16 protein-coding genes are annotated in these 17,517 nt (G+C 38.7%); 14 read left to right on the top strand and 2 right to left on the bottom strand.

The window, feature by feature from the left end; genetic code table 11:
* Positions 1-305 precede the first annotated feature (305 nt).
* The 3 genes from glnK (at position 306) to DPX34_RS09895 (ending at position 4,423) form a co-directional block, all read left to right on the top strand.
* Positions 306-644, top strand: coding sequence for a P-II family nitrogen regulator (glnK, locus tag DPX34_RS09905; RefSeq protein ID WP_111978267.1), 339 nt, complete (start codon positions 306-308; stop codon positions 642-644).
* 36 nt (positions 645-680) lie between these two features.
* Complete coding sequence (locus DPX34_RS09900; RefSeq protein WP_111978266.1) at positions 681-1,949, top strand: ammonium transporter; 1,269 nt, start codon at positions 681-683, stop codon at positions 1,947-1,949.
* 149 nt (positions 1,950-2,098) lie between these two features.
* Positions 2,099-4,423 (top strand): TonB-dependent receptor plug domain-containing protein, encoded by a 2,325-nt coding sequence (locus DPX34_RS09895; protein WP_111978265.1) that lies wholly within the window; start codon positions 2,099-2,101, stop codon positions 4,421-4,423.
* Between the two features lie 247 nt (positions 4,424-4,670).
* Here DPX34_RS09895 and DPX34_RS09890 read toward each other — a convergent pair whose 3' ends face one another.
* Positions 4,671-5,198, bottom strand: coding sequence for a YfiR/HmsC family protein (locus DPX34_RS09890; protein ID WP_111978264.1), 528 nt, complete (start codon positions 5,196-5,198; stop codon positions 4,671-4,673).
* A gap of 383 nt (positions 5,199-5,581) precedes the next feature.
* Here DPX34_RS09890 and DPX34_RS09885 point away from each other — a divergent pair, with 383 nt between their 5' ends.
* The 5 genes from DPX34_RS09885 to dtd all read left to right on the top strand — a co-directional run bounded on the left by DPX34_RS09885 (position 5,582) and on the right by dtd (position 11,493).
* Positions 5,582-8,236 carry an ATP-binding protein gene (locus DPX34_RS09885; RefSeq protein WP_111978263.1) on the top strand — a complete coding sequence of 885 codons (2,655 nt, stop codon included), beginning with the start codon at positions 5,582-5,584 and terminating at the stop codon, positions 8,234-8,236.
* Between the two features lie 97 nt (positions 8,237-8,333).
* Positions 8,334-9,251, top strand: coding sequence for a Dyp-type peroxidase (locus tag DPX34_RS09880; RefSeq protein WP_111978262.1), 918 nt, complete (start codon positions 8,334-8,336; stop codon positions 9,249-9,251).
* Positions 9,252-9,255: 4 nt separating this feature from the next.
* The gene (locus tag DPX34_RS09875) at positions 9,256-10,110 is read left to right on the top strand and encodes a YihY family inner membrane protein (protein WP_111978261.1); all 855 of its coding nucleotides are present in this window, start codon (positions 9,256-9,258) and stop codon (positions 10,108-10,110) included.
* Positions 10,091-11,032 (top strand): prolyl aminopeptidase, encoded by a 942-nt coding sequence (pip, locus tag DPX34_RS09870; RefSeq protein WP_111978260.1) that lies wholly within the window; start codon positions 10,091-10,093, stop codon positions 11,030-11,032. Before DPX34_RS09875 ends, pip begins: the two co-directional genes overlap by 20 nt.
* Positions 11,033-11,055: 23 nt before the next feature.
* Positions 11,056-11,493, top strand: coding sequence for a D-aminoacyl-tRNA deacylase (gene dtd / locus DPX34_RS09865; protein ID WP_111978259.1), 438 nt, complete (start codon positions 11,056-11,058; stop codon positions 11,491-11,493).
* Between the two features lie 64 nt (positions 11,494-11,557).
* Here dtd and DPX34_RS09860 read toward each other — a convergent pair whose 3' ends face one another.
* Positions 11,558-12,484 carry a hypothetical protein gene (locus DPX34_RS09860; RefSeq protein WP_111978258.1) on the bottom strand — a complete coding sequence of 309 codons (927 nt, stop codon included), beginning with the start codon at positions 12,482-12,484 and terminating at the stop codon, positions 11,558-11,560.
* 285 nt (positions 12,485-12,769) lie between these two features.
* On the opposite strand from DPX34_RS09860, the gene tatA reads away from it, so the two are divergent.
* The 6 genes from tatA to hemB all read left to right on the top strand — a co-directional run bounded on the left by tatA (position 12,770) and on the right by hemB (position 17,460).
* Positions 12,770-13,018 carry a twin-arginine translocase TatA/TatE family subunit gene (gene tatA, locus DPX34_RS09855; protein ID WP_111978257.1) on the top strand — a complete coding sequence of 83 codons (249 nt, stop codon included), beginning with the start codon at positions 12,770-12,772 and terminating at the stop codon, positions 13,016-13,018.
* A 5-nt stretch (positions 13,019-13,023) separates the two neighbouring features.
* A complete protein-coding gene (gene tatB, locus DPX34_RS09850) occupies positions 13,024-13,356 on the top strand; it encodes a Sec-independent protein translocase protein TatB (protein WP_157964684.1) in 333 nt (110 codons plus the stop codon).
* Positions 13,346-14,104, top strand: a complete 759-nt coding sequence (tatC, locus tag DPX34_RS09845) for a twin-arginine translocase subunit TatC (RefSeq protein ID WP_111978256.1) — start codon at positions 13,346-13,348, stop codon at positions 14,102-14,104. The genes tatB and tatC overlap by 11 nt, the downstream gene beginning before the upstream one ends.
* Before the next feature lie 125 nt (positions 14,105-14,229).
* On the top strand, positions 14,230-15,033 hold the full coding sequence (locus DPX34_RS09840; protein WP_111978255.1) for a TatD family hydrolase: 804 nt from the start codon (positions 14,230-14,232) through the stop codon (positions 15,031-15,033).
* Positions 15,027-16,430: a sensor domain-containing diguanylate cyclase gene (locus DPX34_RS09835; protein ID WP_111978254.1), complete on the top strand. Its 1,404-nt coding sequence runs from the start codon at positions 15,027-15,029 to the stop codon at positions 16,428-16,430. The genes DPX34_RS09840 and DPX34_RS09835 overlap by 7 nt, the downstream gene beginning before the upstream one ends.
* A 19-nt stretch (positions 16,431-16,449) precedes the next feature.
* Positions 16,450-17,460 (top strand): porphobilinogen synthase, encoded by a 1,011-nt coding sequence (gene hemB, locus DPX34_RS09830; RefSeq protein ID WP_111978253.1) that lies wholly within the window; start codon positions 16,450-16,452, stop codon positions 17,458-17,460.
* Positions 17,461-17,517: the final 57 nt, after the last annotated feature.

Here is a 17,517-nt window from a genome sequence, read left to right as displayed (position 1 = left end):
GTTAATGGCTTAAGCCTTAATTTATAACGCATAAACACTAATATTCAGCTAAATCGTTTTTTTATTCGATTATGACTGATTTGTTGTAATCCACTTGCTTTTATCGTTTTTAACGCGTGTTTTAAAACTGGTTGCTTTAATTTGGTGCGGTGAAATCCTGTTTGAGCGCACAAATGTTGTGCGTTTCTGTGTTTAATACTTCTCTATATTGCTAACTATTTGTTTTTTAAGTGTTTATTAATGTTGGCATAACAGTTGTATTGTACTACTCGAGATTAATTTTTTGGTTAATTTGGAGTAATAACATGAAACTGGTCACAGCGATCATCAAACCATTTAAACTAGACGATGTAAGAGAAGCTATCTCTGAAATTGGCATCGATGGTTTAACAGTAACAGAAGTAAAAGGTTTTGGACGTCAAAAAGGTCATACTGAGCTATATCGTGGCGCAGAATATCAAGTCGATTTCCTACCAAAGGTTAAATTAGAAATCGCTATCACAGACGACAACGTTGAACGTCTGCTTGAAGCAATCTCATCTGCAGCGCAAACCGGCAAAATCGGCGATGGTAAAATCTTCGTTTACGATTTAGAACAAGTTGTGCGTATCCGTACCGGTGAAACTGGCGATTCAGCTATTTAACCTTTTGATTAATTAACTATATTTGGGGAGAATATAATGGAAAACAACATATTCCACTTACAGTATGCTATGGACACATTTTACTTTTTAGTATGTGGTGCCTTAGTTATGTGGATGGCGGCTGGTTTCGCCATGTTAGAAGCAGGTCTAGTACGTGCTAAAAATACAACCGAAATTTTAACTAAAAATGTAGCGTTATTCGCTATCTCTTGCATCATGTACTTAGTTGTTGGTTACGACATTATGTATGGTGGTGGTGTTTTCTTACAGGGTATTGAAACTGTAGATTCGGCAGCGGTTCTTTCTGATTTTGCTGCACGTGAAGATGGCTTTGTAGGTGGTTCTATCTATTCTGGTGCGTCTGATTTCTTCTTCCAAGTTGTATTTGTTGCAACGGCTATGTCTATTGTATCGGGTGCGGTTGCTGAGCGTATGAAGCTTTGGGCTTTCTTAGCGTTTGCTGTTGTCATGACGGGTGTTATTTATCCGTTAGAAGGCGGTTGGACTTGGGGTGGTAACGATGTATTTGGTCTTTACAACCTTGGCGACGATTTTGGTTTCTCTGATTTCGCGGGTTCAGGTATTGTTCATATGGCTGGTGCTGCAGCTGCTTTAGCGGGTGTTCTTTTATTAGGTGCTCGTAAAGGTAAATATGCCGCAGACGGTACTGCTAAAGCGATTCCTGGTGCAAACTTACCATTGGCTACCTTAGGTACATTCATTTTATGGATGGGTTGGTTTGGTTTCAACGGTGGTTCTGTACTTAAACTTGGCGACATTGCAAGTGCTAACTCAGTTGCGATGGTATTCTTAAATACTAATGCGGCTGCGGCTGGTGGTGTTATCGGTGCATTAATTGTTGCCCGTATATTATTCAAGAAAGCTGATTTAACAATGGCGTTAAATGGCGCATTAGCAGGCTTAGTTGCAATCACAGCTGAACCTTCTGCTCCTACTGCTTTACAAGCTACACTATTTGGTGCTTTAGGTGGTGTTCTAGTTGTATTCTCTATCTTAGCTTTAGATAAAATTAAGATTGATGATCCAGTGGGTGCTATCTCTGTACATGGTGTTGTTGGTTTATTAGGTCTATTACTTGTTCCTGCAACTACTGATGCCACTATTGTTGGTCAATTAGTGGGTGCCGTTACTATCTTCGTTTGGGTATTCGCTTCTAGCTTCGTTGTGTGGTTTGCACTGAAAGCTATTATGGGTATTCGAGTTTCTGAAGAAGAAGAGTATGAAGGCGTTGATATTGCTGAATGTGGTATGGAAGCTTATCCAGAATTTACTTCAGGCAAATAATTAAATAGCCTAGATGTAACATTCAATAAAAAGCCCCTATAAAGGGGCTTTTTAGTTTTTAATGCTTTGTTTTTTATCATTTAAGCAGACAGATCTTAGATTTCTGTATACAATTAATTTAACTTTCAGGCCTGAACAATACTTATTTCATGGATGTTAATAGTCAATTTTTAAGTCGTACTTTAGCGATATTATCGTTATCTTTATTTTCAACTTGGTCGCATGCCCGCACTGATACCGAATTAACGTCTTTGTCTTTCGAAACGTTAGAAGGGATGTCGCTTTCTGAATTACTCGAGCTTGATGTCATTACCCCTTCTCGTACTAAACAGCGCCTTATCGATTCTCCTGCCAATATTACGGTGATAACGCAGCTGCAAATAACTCAACGTGGCTATAATAATTTAGTTGAAGTTTTGCAAGATATCCCGGGTTTTGATTTTTCTACCTATGAAGATGGCGGAGGTGAATATCCGACTCATAGTGCTAACCGCGGGGTCGGTGGCGGCCCTGGAAACCCCAAATTACTTGTTTTATTAGATGGTGTAGTGCAAAACCATATTGCTTTTAATTGGTCTCAGCTTTGGGGTGAAGAAAATATCTTTGCTGATTTAGATCGTATTGAAATAATCCAAGGCCCTGGTTCTGCTGCTTATGGTGCGAATGCGTTTTCGGGCGTCATTCATTTTATCACTAAAAAACAAGTATCGATGACATCCTCGTCGCTTGATGTTATAGCCGGGCAAAACAATACCCGTAGCATTACTTTCACTCACCATGGCCAATTTAAAAACATTAATATTAATGCGGCGTTAAAACATTATACGACTCAGGGCGATCAGGGTGATCGCTATGATCCACAAGGTTATTTTTCGGGCCACGAATGGCCTCAAATGCAAACTCAAGCTTATGTGGATGGTAATTACCAAACGGATGTAAATCATCCTTCAGCTGGCGAATTGATGCCGGGTGGATTTAATACAGAAAAAAATATTTGGGCATTGAGGGGCAATGTCAGTTATTTTTCACCAGAAGAAGAAAACCGACTACAAGGGATCAGCAAATTAAGTGCAGGTGCTTATTTATGGGATAAAGAAGAAGGTTTAGCGAGTTATGTACCTAATTATGAATATCAATCTTGGTTGGATACCTTTAAGTCTCATCACACCGGCAAGCACCTGTATTTTGATTTAGATTACCGGATAAACCAAAAATTCTTATCAAAAACAAGAACATGGTATAGAGAAAATAGGCAAAAACCTGAAACGGCATTTCGATATACTTATCAATTTTCAGAGTTAACAAAGAGTTACCATAGCTTTAATTCACAAGTGGGACTAGAAGAGCAAATTGAATGGCGTCATAATGATGAAAGCGCTTTGGTGCTCGGTTTTAGAGTCATGCAAAGTGATAAAATGAATCAAATAGCCTTTCTAGGTAATATGCAGCAAGGACATGATGCGATCACCTCTTCTTCTTGGTTACATGCTACTCAGGGCGAAAACAAACGTTTAGGTGCGGTTGAAACACAAGCGGTAGATGTTGTTAACGAGCAAGCATTATATGCTATCTATGACTCAACGCTGAGCGCCCGGTGGAATTATAGTTTAGGTTTGCGATATGACAAAAGTGATGATTTTGGCAGTACGCTTAACCCCCGCGTAGCGTTTATTTATAAAATGCCGACCAAACTGTTTGAGCAACTCAATTTGAAATTTTTATATGGTCAAGCATTTAGAGAGCCTTCTATCTTTGAATTGACGGATGAGTTTAGAGGCAACAATGAATTAAAGCCAGAAGAGATCAGCACTTATGAAGTTATCATGCAAGGTAGTTGGTTAGATGATAAAGTCAGTTGGCTTGATGGTATGAGCTTTAACGCATCTGTTTTTTATTCTGATATGTCGGACCTTATTACCTTAGTGCCTTTAGATGGGCTTAATGGTGATAGTGGCAGTGTTTATGCTAACACCGAACAACATAAAGTTTTAGGTTATAGTTTTAGCTCTGATTTACGCTTCACTAGCCAATTTAAAAGCTATGTAAATTATCACTTTAATGAAGGTGATAATGGTAATGGCTATTCAGGCATTAATAATTCCGCCTCTCACAAGTTCAACCTTGGCTTAAATTACGATTCTGACGATTATAATATTGATATCAGAATGAATTATGTAGGCGACAGAACGGTACATCCTGCAAATGGTTATTTTGAACATGTAGCGCCGAGTTACACTAAGTTCAACTTGAAGGTCAGCGGAAAAACGTTTTCGGTATCGGGTTTAAACATGAGGCCTTCTTTACAAATCGAAAATTTATTTGATGCACAATATTATGGTGTCGGTAGACAAGATGGCTCAAGTGATGAAACTGAGTATGATGTTTTGACTAACCCTAACCCTGCTGGTTTTATACCCGCTTATCATCCACAGCCTGGTCGCCAAATATACTTAAAGTTGAGCGTTAGTTTATAATCTTAGGGTCGGTCTAAAGTGATCAATGCGGTAAGCGTGTTTAATTTAACCATGCTAAACATGGACTTGTTTGCCACGTCACAGGAATGCAGGTGTTTTTTGGCGTGAGCAGGATGAGAAGTTATAGCTAAACCATTTAAATGCCGAGCGAACCCTGCATCTTGATGTAACCTGAGTATCTGTTTGCTTGATTTTATCTTTGTACGTAAGTTAAATTGAAAGCAGAAGATACCTGTTTAAGGCTTAGCTAAGGGTAGGTTTTTACTATTTTTAAGACTTTCGGATCCCAATGTAATTTAGCGGCGAAAGATGAAGATAAATTAAGATAAAATTTAGGCTTGCCTTTTTCTGTGCCCGTTCCAATTGTTGCGCCTTTCTTAACTAACTCGACTTGCCCTGTGGCTATTATCGCATTGTGTTCTCGAGCGTATTGCATTGCCCCCGCTAAATTTTTTTCATCATTTAAATAAATGAGTTGGTAATGCTCTTCTGGCAGTGTATCGCCTTGTTTTATTTTGCTGAACTTGATATTGCTGTTGGTTTTTAAGCGGCTAAAGGCTTGAAAGATCCCTGGGGAGTTAATAATAAATATATTTAAATCTTGAGATTGCTGCACAATACTTTGCTCATAAGGCAGCAGTTTTGATAACAATACTGCTTGCAGGTCGTCTGGTAACTCTACAGCCGTTAACTTACAGGTAAAGAATATTAAGCATAAGGCGAGTAAACGTCTTTCTACGCTAATATTGATTGGGTGCAAAACGCTAGGGAGCATACTGTTATTGACCTAAATCCATTTAAATTCGTTTTTAATATTGTAGCATAGAGTGCAAAGTTATCACTTCACAATGTTTTTTCATAGTATTGATTGAATTACTCATACGTGATCACTCCTTTTATGTCGGTGTTTACAAACTATTTTACACTCAAGTCACTGCAATATACGCTTTTTATATAGGGTAGAGTCTTGAGCTGTGGAATTTGAAAGCCACAAATCTAAAATTAACGCTATAATTTACACTCACTTTGTTTATAAAACGAGTGGTTTTAACGCATGTGTCCTTGTGATTTTAAGTCGCTGTATAATACGATGCATTCATGTTATAAAAAGATTAATATAAAAATAGTGCTTAAACATGGATTTAGTAAGCTCATAAGATGAGAAAACACCAGCTCAGTTATAAACTTATACGGTATGTTATCCCTTTAGTGATCGCACCTTTACTCGTGTTAGGTGGGTTTACACTTATTAATTCTAACTTATCCGCCAAGAAACAATCTGAGTTAGTTGTTAAGCATAATGTTGCACAAAATAAGCAAAAAATAGATAGTATCATTTCTTTATATGGTCAAACACTTGGTTTATTGTCTCGCTCGCCTATTTTAGAGCGTTTGATCACAACACCCTTACAATCCTCTTTTTATGAATCTCGTTTAGGTGACTTGCTTGCTGTTTTTTCAAGCTATACCGAAGCTTACCCTGAAATCGCGAGTGTCGAATTAATCTCTAATACAGGTGATAACATTGCATTTTACAGTGCTGATTTGTTTTCAGAGTCTCAAGCTTCTTATATCAAGCCGACATTAGATTCTATTATGAATGAGCAGCAAGTCTTGGTGCTAAATCAAGGTAGCGCATTTAACATTCATTATATTCAAAAAATTCATCAAGTTGATTTTGATACAAATGATGTCATTTTATGGGGTTATGTTGCGATTAATTTGCAGCCCGCCTTATTATTTCAAAGTATTAACGACAAGCTTTTTGATGATGCGGTCAATTTGTTATATACCGATTCGGGGCGCGTATTTCAAAGCTCTCAACCCGAATTTATAAATGTGCAACTCTCGCCAGCAGAATTAGCTGAATTATTAGCAATTGAGAAAAGTGGCAATGCATCATCGGAAGTCCTTAACTTTTTAGGTGCAGAGCGTTATGTTCATTTTAGTACCCGACTCACTGATGATATGCATTATTTTTCTGCTGTACCCTACAATAAACTTTATAACGATGCGCAAAATATAACGCTATTTGCATTATTGTTATTGGTTGTGTCTATTTTCACCATTCCCACTGTTATTTTTATTATTCTGCGTAAATTACTTGTTTGGCCGGTTGAAGAGTTGAGTCGTGCGAGTAAAAAAATAGGTAAAGGTGAATTTGATTTGCAATTTGAATTCGCGAGTGAAGATGAGCTGGGCGATTTATTTAACGAGTTTAGAGTGATGGCGACCCGACTCAAAAACTATCAAACACAAGTTGAACGTTATCAATATTCCATGGAGCAACAAGTTTCCGCGCGCACAGAAGACTTACATGCGGCTAATGCCCAATTAAAACAAGCGATTATCGAAGCCGATAATGCGAATCAAATGAAAAGTCGCTTTTTAGCCAACATGAGTCATGAAATAAGAACCCCCCTGACCGCGATAATTGGCTTTACTGAGCAGTTGCTTATTGAAGAATGCACTAAAGAAGAGCGTGAAAAAAACATTTCAACGGTCCTTCGTAATAGTAGCCACTTATTAGGATTAATTAATAACATACTCGATTTGTCTAAAATTGAAGCCGAGAAACTTGAATTAGAATATAAGACACTTAGCTTATTTACTGTATTAATGGATATCGAACCGGTTATTGCGGTTTGTGCAAAAGATAAAGAGCTTGAGTTTACGATTAATTATGACTTCCCGTTGCCAGATGTTATCAAATCAGATGCAATGCGAATAAAGCAAATATTGCTTAACTTGTGCTCTAATGCTGTTAAATTCACGATGGAAGGAAAGGTTGATGTTAATGTAAAAGCTCAACCACAAACCGGTCACATTATCATTCAAGTTATTGACACCGGTATTGGTATGTCGAGTGATGAGTTAGATAAAATATTTAACCCTTTTGAACAAGCCGATACCAGCACGACGCGTAATTTTGGTGGCACCGGTTTAGGTTTATGTATATCAAAACGTTTGGCTGTATTGTTAGGCGGCAATATAACCGTGCAAAGTGCTAAAGGCATCGGTAGTCGTTTTGAAGTGACATTAAATATTGGTTTGTCATTAAGCGATATTAATTGGTTGGACGAGTTTCCATTAATTGAACTGGATCATTATCAGCAAAATAAACGCATAAGTGAGGCCACTGCTGCGCACATTTTAGTTGCAGAGGATAATCAAGACAATCAACGTTTAGTTAAATTGTTACTAGAAAAGCGCGGCTTTACCGTTGATATTGTCGATAACGGTTCGCTTGCTGTAGAAGCGGCGTTAACTAATGATTATGATTTAGTATTAATGGACATGCAAATGCCAGTTATGGGAGGCTTAGAAGCAACGCAAATGTTACGTACCATGGGCTTTGAAGCGCCGGTGATCGCATTAACCGCTAATATAATGAAAGATGAAATTGCGTTATATGAAGAGCAAGGTTGCAACGCAACGGTGGCGAAACCAATAGATCAACAAGATTTATTTACCGCTATTAACCACACGCTTGGAGAGCTTAATAACGATGTTGAATTAATCGATATGAGTCAATCTATCGAGTATCAACAGTTAACCCAAGCGTTTATTAAAGCATTGCCTGCTTTAATTGATGAAATTATACAAGCCTACACTGATGAAAAATGGGAACAATGCCAAGCTCTAGCTCACAGTTTAAAAGGCAGTGCTGGTGGGTTTGGTTACCCCAAAATTACACAAATAGCCGCATTGATTGAATCTGCACTTAAAGAGCAAAATATTCAATTATTAGAGCCGCAGATCACGGCATTAAAAATGGAGTTGCAGCAATTTACCCACGCCGTTATAACCTAATTGTTGCAAAATTCGTAAAATAGGGTTGTTTAGGTTATGCTCAATCACTTTATTCACTCGTTATTTAGCTGTTTTATGGGTTCATAGGTTTTTAAATATGCGTCATCAACCTGGTTTGTTAGCCGAGGCGAATTTACATAGTTTATATTTATTGTTTGAAGCTGAACCGGGCACAGAGGCTCTCATAAGGCATCATCTTGCTTGTTTTCACCCGATGATAAATGATTATGTCGATGAATATTCAGAGAGCGAGCTGAGTTCATTTGTTGCAATAGGCTCTGAATATTGGTCGGTTTTGTTTCCTGAAGGAAGACCTAATCGATTAGCTGCTTTCCCCGGTATGGCGGTTGAAAGCAGGGTTGCACCGCATACACCTTACGATATTTTTGTTCATATTCGTTCAGACCGAGTAGACGTTAATCATCTGGTTGGCACGCATGTCTGTGAGTTATTTGCCGATTCGCTTAAGCTTATCGAACAGGTTAAAGGTTTTCGTTATTTAGATGGTCGTGATTTAACAGGGTTTGTCGATGGGACCGAAAATCCACATGGTGAAAAACGTCGTAGAGTCGCTTTAGTTGATCATAAAACCGACCCACTTTTTGCGGGTGGCAGTTATGTACACATTCAACGTTACCGTCATCGTATGGATACATGGCACGAGATCCCAACAAAACAACAAGAAGATATCATAGGCCGAACTAAATCCGATAACATTGAGTACCCAAGTGCTGAAAAACCGGCTTTTTCGCATACTAAACGGACTAACTTAAAGAATGGCCTAGGTGAATCGATTGAAATATTACGTCAATCTATGCCTTATGGCACAATGCGAGTACAGGGTTTGTTTTTTATATCGTTGTGTCACGATCCTAACCCGTTTAAACAAATGCTAAAAAGCATGATTGAGGGAGATGGCCGTGGTCATTATGATCGACTACTGAATTATACCCAAGCTGAAACCGGAGCCGCTTTTTTTGCGCCTTCTATCGAATTTCTTAAACGGTTTTTATAATTACATGCGCTATAAATATTTAGTTTACTGGTGGGTTATTAAAAATTTTTTTAATAAATGCCAACATGATGAAATTGGTACTGTTGCCGGTCATTTAGCCTTTATTTCGTTACTCGCTATTGTACCTTTATTTGTGATTTCGTTATCGTTATTGGCTATGTTGCCTTTTTTCCAGCAATTTATGGGGGATATCGAACGGTTTATCGTTCTTAATTTTTTACCGGAGTCGAGTTCGCATATTCAAACCTACCTGCATCAATTTTTGGATAATGTGCAGGGCTCTTCTGTATTAAGCTTTGTGGCATTAGGTATTATTGTTTTATCGTTATTGAAAACCGTCGATTTTGAAATTAATCGTATTTTTGTGGTGCGACGCCGACGACCCTTTAAAAAAGCGCTACCATTGTATTTATCTGTTGTTGTGGTTGGTTCATTAGTGATCGCGACGAGTGTTATCATTAGCTCAACCATTGCAACGAGTCGTTTACTTGATGATGTTAAAGGTTTTTCACTCTTTTTGAGCGTTGTGCCTCTGCTGTTATCCTCGGCCTACTTTTTTGTGCTTTATTACTATTTACCCATGAAAAAAATTAAGGTGAAGCCTGCTTTAATCGGTGCTTTATTTTGTAGTGTGGTTTTTGAATTGGCTAAATGGGGATTTAACTTATATCTATTCTATGTACCCACCTACGATGACTTATATGGTTCTCTCGCTATTTTACCCATTTTTTGTTTATGGTTATTTTTAGTTTGGAATATTGTATTAATGGGGGCACAAATCGTTTACTGGTTAAATGCGCGTCCTACTCGAAAAAAGCGTTTTAAAGGCCCTAGACCTTATGTTTTATCCACCGATTAAACCGTTTCATCAAGAGTGGCTGCCGGTTAGTGATGGTCATGAAATTTATATTGAACAATCGGGTTCGCTTGAAGGGATCCCTATTATTTATTTACACGGTGGGCCTGGTGGTGGCTCATCTGCGCTGTACCGTAGTTTGTTTGACCCTGCGAAATATCGCATTATTTTATTCGACCAGCGCGGTTGTGGGCAATCTCGCCCTTATTTGTCTACCCAAGCAAATACAACTCATGATCTCATTAATGATATTGAAGCAATTCGTCAACATTTAGCTATAGATAAGTGGTTTGTTACGGGGGGCTCATGGGGCACAACATTGGCTTTGTTATATGCACAAGCTTTTGCTGAGCGTGTTAAAGGCATGATTTTAAGAAGTGTTTTTTTGGCTCGTCAGCAAGATATCGAGTGGTTATATTATCCAAATGGCGGCGCAGCTTGTTTATTTCCCGATCAATATCAACACTTCAATCGTCTAGTTAAAGTTGATGAGAATCCGATTGAGGCGTATTGGCCTAAATTATCGAGCCATAATGAACTAGAGCAATTAAATGCGGCTCGGCAATGGGCGCTATGGGAATATCGAATCTCTCGTATAAATTTTAATGCGAATAATGAAGCAGACTTAGCTGAAAAGCAAAATTGTTTGCCGATGGCTTTGCTCGAGTGTCATTATTTTCGACACCAATCTTTTATTGAAGAAAATCAAATCTTGTTAAATATGGATAAGATTGCCCATATTCCTGCGACTATTATTCATGGTCGATATGATGCTGTCTGTGACTTAAAGCAAGCGTGGTCTTTACATCAAGTATGGTCAAATAGTCATTTACAGATTATTCCTGAAGCCGGTCACTCTGTGGCCGAGCCGGGTATCGCTAAAGCGTTTTGCCGAGCATCAAAAGCATTCATCGATATTGCTTAAATTTATAATCAAAGGTAAAAAGTATGAAGGTACTCTTACAGCGGGTTTCACAAGCCAGTGTAACCGTTGAAAATAATATTGTTGGGCAAATTAATCAAGGTATATTGGTTTTTATTGGCGTTGAAAAAGGCGATACATTAGCCCAAGCTCAACGTCTGGCAGAGCGTGTTGTCGGCTATCGCATTTTTGAAGATGAGCAAGGCAAAACGAACCTAAATGTGCGCAATGTTGAAGGCGAGATTTTAGTGGTTTCGCAATTTACATTGGCTGCCGATACTAAAAAAGGGACTCGTCCGAGCTTTTCTGGCGCAGCCGAACCACAATGGGCAAATGAACTTTACCTTGAATTTGTCGCGGCAATAAAAAAGCAAGGCATCACTACTCAAACCGGCACATTTAGAGCCGACATGAAAGTGGCTTTAGTTAATGATGGCCCCGTCACGTTGTGGTTAGAGGCTTAATTAACCTTAACGCAGTATAATCATATGGGTTTTTACATTTATCAATCTGGGTTGGTTTTTATCATTATTGATAAAATCGGCCTTCAACTCGCAATGCTATTCCCGCTGTTTGCTCAAAATCTTCACTTTCAGGCCAGTGTATAAAAGGTTCAACCTCAAAAAACAACCAAGTGCGTGATGACTGTATTCGATATCGTATCGAGATACCTTTATTTTCAAGATGGTAGCCATTGTTGGTTATGCCATTTACAAATATACTGGATATAAGCGCTTGAGTTTGGGTTAGCTGAGTTAAGTAAGCTACGCTGTGTGACCAGTCAACTTTGTCGCGTTCTTGTATATAACGCCAACTATTATTAAATTGGAATAAATCCGTGTCTGTTGTACTGGCTTCAAAATTGACAGACAAACGTTCAGCATGTCCTTGATCTGCGTAATAGTAAATTGAAGGTTGTAATACAATATTTGTGTTTTTAGAGGTTTGCCAAATATAGCGATACAAGGCTCTAGCGTATATATCTGGATGACTCGCTAAACCAATACGTGTTGAAAAGTAATGTTTTTTATCTGACTTATGTATCCAACGCAGCGCAACATTAAAGTCGGATGATTGTTGTTTATTTCTTGATTCATTAATGAGCTCTTCGGTTACCCCTTCTTGTTTTACTTCTTCATAGTCATCAAAAATCAGATCTACTTTACGTTTAAAGTTAGGTAAACGTAATCGTAGCCTAACTCGAGTTTTCAATTTAGCGAGATCATGTTCTTTAGGTTCCCAGCCAATGCGTATTTTTGCACTTGCTTGCGTTTCTAAATCAGCGATATGCTCATCTGCAAAAAAATTATCGAACCAGTCTGCGCTATTGAATAAAGAGTTACTCACATCAACATGAAATTGATCTAACCAAGGCAAAGGCTTTTCTTGTGCAAATAATTGCCCATTTAATGTAATTAGTATGCCGAAGATCAAATACTTTGTTGGTAAATACAAGCGAGCTCCATTAAAATGTTTTTATCACACCAAGTGAATGTGTCTGAACAACTCTAAATGTTGAATGTAAAAAGACGTTAAAGCAATTAAAACAATATGTTGGTGTATTAATAAGGCTTTTATTAATAGTTAAGGCTAATATTTAATGTTTTGATCGCCTCTTTGTTTAACAAGGCATATTAAGTTATTTAGATGAATAAAAATAAGTATAGTATCGATACGTTGATTATCACGTGTAAGATACATTTCAGTTAATTTGATTAAAGTAGATATAGGTAGAAATTTATGGGCGGAATTAGTATTTGGCAATTGCTTATCATATTGTTAATTGTTGTTTTAGTGTTTGGATCTAAAAAATTGAGTTCATTAGGTAAAGATTTAGGTGGCGCGGTTAAAGGGTTTAAAGATGAATTAACACCTGAAAAAGCGGCAGAGAAAGAAGATGAATCAGTTCAAGTGATGGAAGATAAAAGTGATGCGAAATTCACTGAATCTGAAGCGGTTGTTAATAAAGACAAAAGCAAAGTAGAGTAGATTAAGTGTTTGATATTGGGTTTTGGGAACTCATTTTTGTTGCTGTTATTGCTTTATTGGTATTAGGACCAGAGCGATTGCCTGGTGCGATACGCAGTGTTAGTCGTACTTTTACTAACATAAAGCAAACGGTTAATTCGGTTAAATCCGAAATTAATCATGAATTAAGAGTCCATGAGTTACATGAGCAACTAAAACAAGCAGAGCAAAAAAGTATGCAAAATTTAAATAGCCGAGAAAGTGACGCACTTGCTGAGCTGAAGTCGGCTGCTGATGATGTGTCTACCGCTCTACATTCTTCACAACCAAAAACATCTGAAAACACAAATGACAAGTGAACAACAGCCATTTATTAGCCATTTAATCGAGCTGCGCAATAGACTTTTAAGGATCGTTGCGGCGGTTATTATTGTTTTTTGTTGCTTGGTTTACTTTGCTAACGATATCTATTTTTGGGTCTCTAAGCCTTTACTCGATGTATTACCTGATTCAAGTAGCATGATCGCGACAGGCGTTGCTGCACCCTTTTTAACCCCTTTTAAATTAACCATGGTGTTGTCATTTTTTGTGGCTATCCCGGTGGTGTTGCATCAAATTTGGAGTTTTATAGCCCCAGGTTTGTATAAACATGAAAAGCGTTTAATTTTACCGCTACTGTTTTCATCATCTTTACTTTTTTATGCCGGTATCGCTTTTGCCTATTTTGTGGTTTTTCCGCTCGCGTTTGGTTTTTTTACTCAAATTGCCCCCGAAGGCGTCACGATCGCAACAGACATTAGCAGCTACTTAGACTTTGTTTTGAAGATTTTCTTCGCGTTTGGTTTGGCATTTGAAATACCCGTGGCGATTATTTTAATGGTTTGGGCAGGCGTCACGACGGCTAAAAAATTAACTGAAAAACGTCCATATGTCGTTGTTGGTGTTTTTGTATTGGGTATGCTGCTAACACCACCTGATATTATTTCACAAACATTATTGGCGTTGCCGATGTGGTTTTTGTTTGAAGTGGGCGTTTTGTGTAGCCGTTTTTATCAGCCAAAAGACACAGAAGATGATGACCTTGAAAATGAACAAGAGCCATCATAATGATGCTTTGAACTGATAGATAGCAACAGCGTTACGTCAGTGAAAACAAACGGGCTGCCTTTAAAATTAGCTAATAAGCCCGCTATGGTATCAAGACCAAATTAGAGTGAAGCGTATCAAGTAGCATGAAATTAATTGATGTCGGAATAAACATTACCAATAAGCAGTTTGCTGCGGACTATCGTGCCGTATTAGCGCGTGCGCTCGATCACGGTGTTGAAGTGATGATCGCGACTGGCACGAATATGCATGAATCTAAACTGGCGGCTGAATTAGCACAAGAGTTTAGCTCGTGCTTATATTCTACCGCTGGGATCCACCCGCATGATGCCAAAGAAGCTCCGGATAATTTTATAGCCCAATTGCAACAGCTGTTTACTCAATATAAAAATGTGGTTGCGATAGGCGAGTGTGGTCTTGATTTTAACCGTGACTTCTCTCCACGACCGATCCAAGAACGTATCTTTGAACAACAAGTTGAGTTAGCTGTTGAGCTCAATGCACCATTATTTATGCATCAGCGTGACGCACATGAGCGTTTTAAAGCAATTATTAGCCCTTATCAAACCAACTTAAGTAAAGCCGTTGTTCATTGCTTTACGGGCACTGAATCAGAGCTCTATGATTATTTAGATATGGGATTTTATATTGGTTTTACTGGCTGGATCTGTGATGAACGCCGTGGGCTCGCGGTAAAAGAATTAACAAAGAAAGTCCCTGCCGATCGACTGCTTATCGAAACCGATGCGCCCTTTTTATTGCCTCGCGATCTTGTTAACAAACCTAAAAATAGACGTAATGAGCCGGCTTTTTTACCTCATATTCTTAAAACTATTGCACAAGAGCGCCAAGTAGATGAATTATGGCTTGCCGCTCAATTATGGTCTAACAGTTGTGACTTTTTTAACTTGGATCTCAAGCCATGTTAGGTCAGGAGAGTAAATGGCGATTTGCTTGGCTTTTCATTATTGGCTTTCTGTTTAGCTCTTTTCCTGCATTGGCAGAACGAGCTGAAATTAATAACTTGCATCAACATATGAGTTTGCTTTTTACCGGCTTTTTACTAGCTGTTTTTATTGGCGGTGTATTACTTTATTTTACAACTAAAGGCATTCGATTTTTATATTACGCAGGTTATTTGATGATGTCTTTATGTTGGCTTAATAGTCGGCCTGATGGTTTTTCGTTTAATGATTGGGCGTTTTCTTCTTCTTTGAGTAGTGTGTTTTTCTGCGCTATGTTGCTATTTTCTTTACATTTTATGCCTAAGTTGCAGAAAAGTGGTTACACCAAGCGCATTAAAAAAGTGAAACGAACCCTAACTGTTGTCTGTGCAACTTGGTTGCTAGTGAGCTTTTTTTTACCGTATCAATTGGCTTCATTAGGCTCATTAACGTTAAGTTTAACCTTAGTTATCGGGTTTGTTTGTGTTGGTTTTATTGCATACAAGCAGGCGATCTCAGGCGCTAAATCTTATATTTCGGCTTGGGTATTTACCTTTTTATTCTTGGTTTTTTATGCCTTAAATCAGTTTGGTTTATTTGGTGCCGATTATGTGTTTAAAGCTATTTTAATCGCGATGTTTGGTCAAACGTTGTTGTTGGCGATTGCGTTGGCTTTTGCTTACAGCGAAGAACGTTTTAATGCATTGGCGACTCAAAAAGAAGCATTGATTCAAGCTCAGCATGCAAGCGAAGCCCAAGCTAAGTTGATTGAAGTGCAAATAGAGCAACAAGAAGAGCTGGAAGCGATGGTGCAAGAACGTACTTTTGAGCTTGAGGTTACCTTGCGTGAGCTACAAGAAAAAAATCAAGAGTTAGAGGAAAAAAGTACGTTAGACCCACTCACTGGGATCCGTAACCGGCGCTTTTTTGATAAAAAATTATTAGCTGAATATCGGCGTTCACGGCGAGAACAAACTTGTTTAACCGTGATCATGCTTGATATTGATCACTTTAAACGCGTTAACGATACCTATGGTCATCAGGCGGGTGATGATGTGATCCGGCAAGTGGCCAAAATAGCAGAGAGCCTGTTAAAACGCCCAACAGATGCTATTTGTCGTTATGGCGGCGAAGAGTTTGCTTTAATTTTACCGGCGACTGAAGCTGAAGGCGGTTTGCAAATGGCTGAAGATATTCGTCAACAAATTACTGAGAAAGATCTCCATACCTGTGGCGGTGCGTTAAGTATAACCATCAGCGCTGGTGTGGCATCCTGCATTGCTAGTGGCAAAAAATCAGAAGCTGATCTGCTTAAATCGGCTGATGATGCATTATATCAAGCTAAACAAACCGGCCGTAATAAAGTGGTCGTTTCAAATTAATCAACTCAAGGAGAGCATTATGACAACTCGCGCTTTTAATCAATTTCCGGCTTCTCGTAAACGACGCATGCGTGCAAATGATTTTTCACGTCGTCTTATGTCAGAAAATGCATTAAGTGTTAATGATTTAATTTATCCTGTGTTTGTTGTTGAAGGTAAAAATCGAGTTGAAGTGGTAGAGTCGATGCCTGGCGTTGAACGAAAATCGATTGATTTATTGCTAAAAGAGGCCGCCGAATTAGTTGAGTTAGGTGTACCAGCCATTGCGCTGTTTCCTGTTGTTTCTGATGCGATGAAATCATTGAATGCTGAAGAAGCTTATGCCGAAGATGGCTTAGCTCAAAAAGCCATTCGTGCCTTAAAAACGGAGTTTCCGGAATTAGGGGTCATCACTGATGTTGCTTTAGACCCGTTCACCGAGCATGGTCAAGATGGCATTATAGATGAAGCCGGCTATGTTCTAAATGATGCTACCGTTGACGTATTAGTTAAACAAGCCTTGTCGCATGCTGAAGCGGGCGCTGATGTTGTGGCACCATCTGATATGATGGATGGTCGTGTAGGCGCTATTCGTCAAGCATTAGAAGCTCAGGGTTATGTGAATACGAAAATATTAGCTTATTCGGCAAAATATGCCTCGAGTTATTATGGTCCTTTTAGAGATGCGGTTGGTTCTGCTGGCAATTTAAAAGGAGGCAATAAATATAGTTATCAAATGGATCCGGCTAATAGTGATGAAGCCATACAAGAGGTGGCGCAAGACTTGTTAGAAGGTGCAGACATGGTGATGGTTAAACCGGGTATGCCTTATTTAGATATTGTGCGTCGTGTTAAAGATGAATTCGGGGTACCGACATTTGCATATCAAGTTTCGGGTGAATATGCGATGCATATGGCGGCGATTCAGAATGGTTGGCTAGACGAAAAAGCCTGTGTCATGGAGTCGTTACTCGCGTTTAAGCGTGCTGGGGCCGATGGTATTTTAACGTATTTTGCTTTGCAGGCTGCGCGCTGGTTACAAGAAAAATAGCGGTTTTTATCTAAGTCGCTAGGGTATAAGCTCAGAAAATAGCAATCTGAGCTTTAT

The organism is Algibacillus agarilyticus (assembly GCF_003286125.1).
GTDB classification, from domain to species: Bacteria; Pseudomonadota; Gammaproteobacteria; order Enterobacterales; family Alteromonadaceae; genus Algibacillus; species Algibacillus agarilyticus.
The sequence above is the reverse complement of the archived record's forward strand: the minus strand, read 5'-3'. Positions and strand labels throughout refer to the sequence as shown.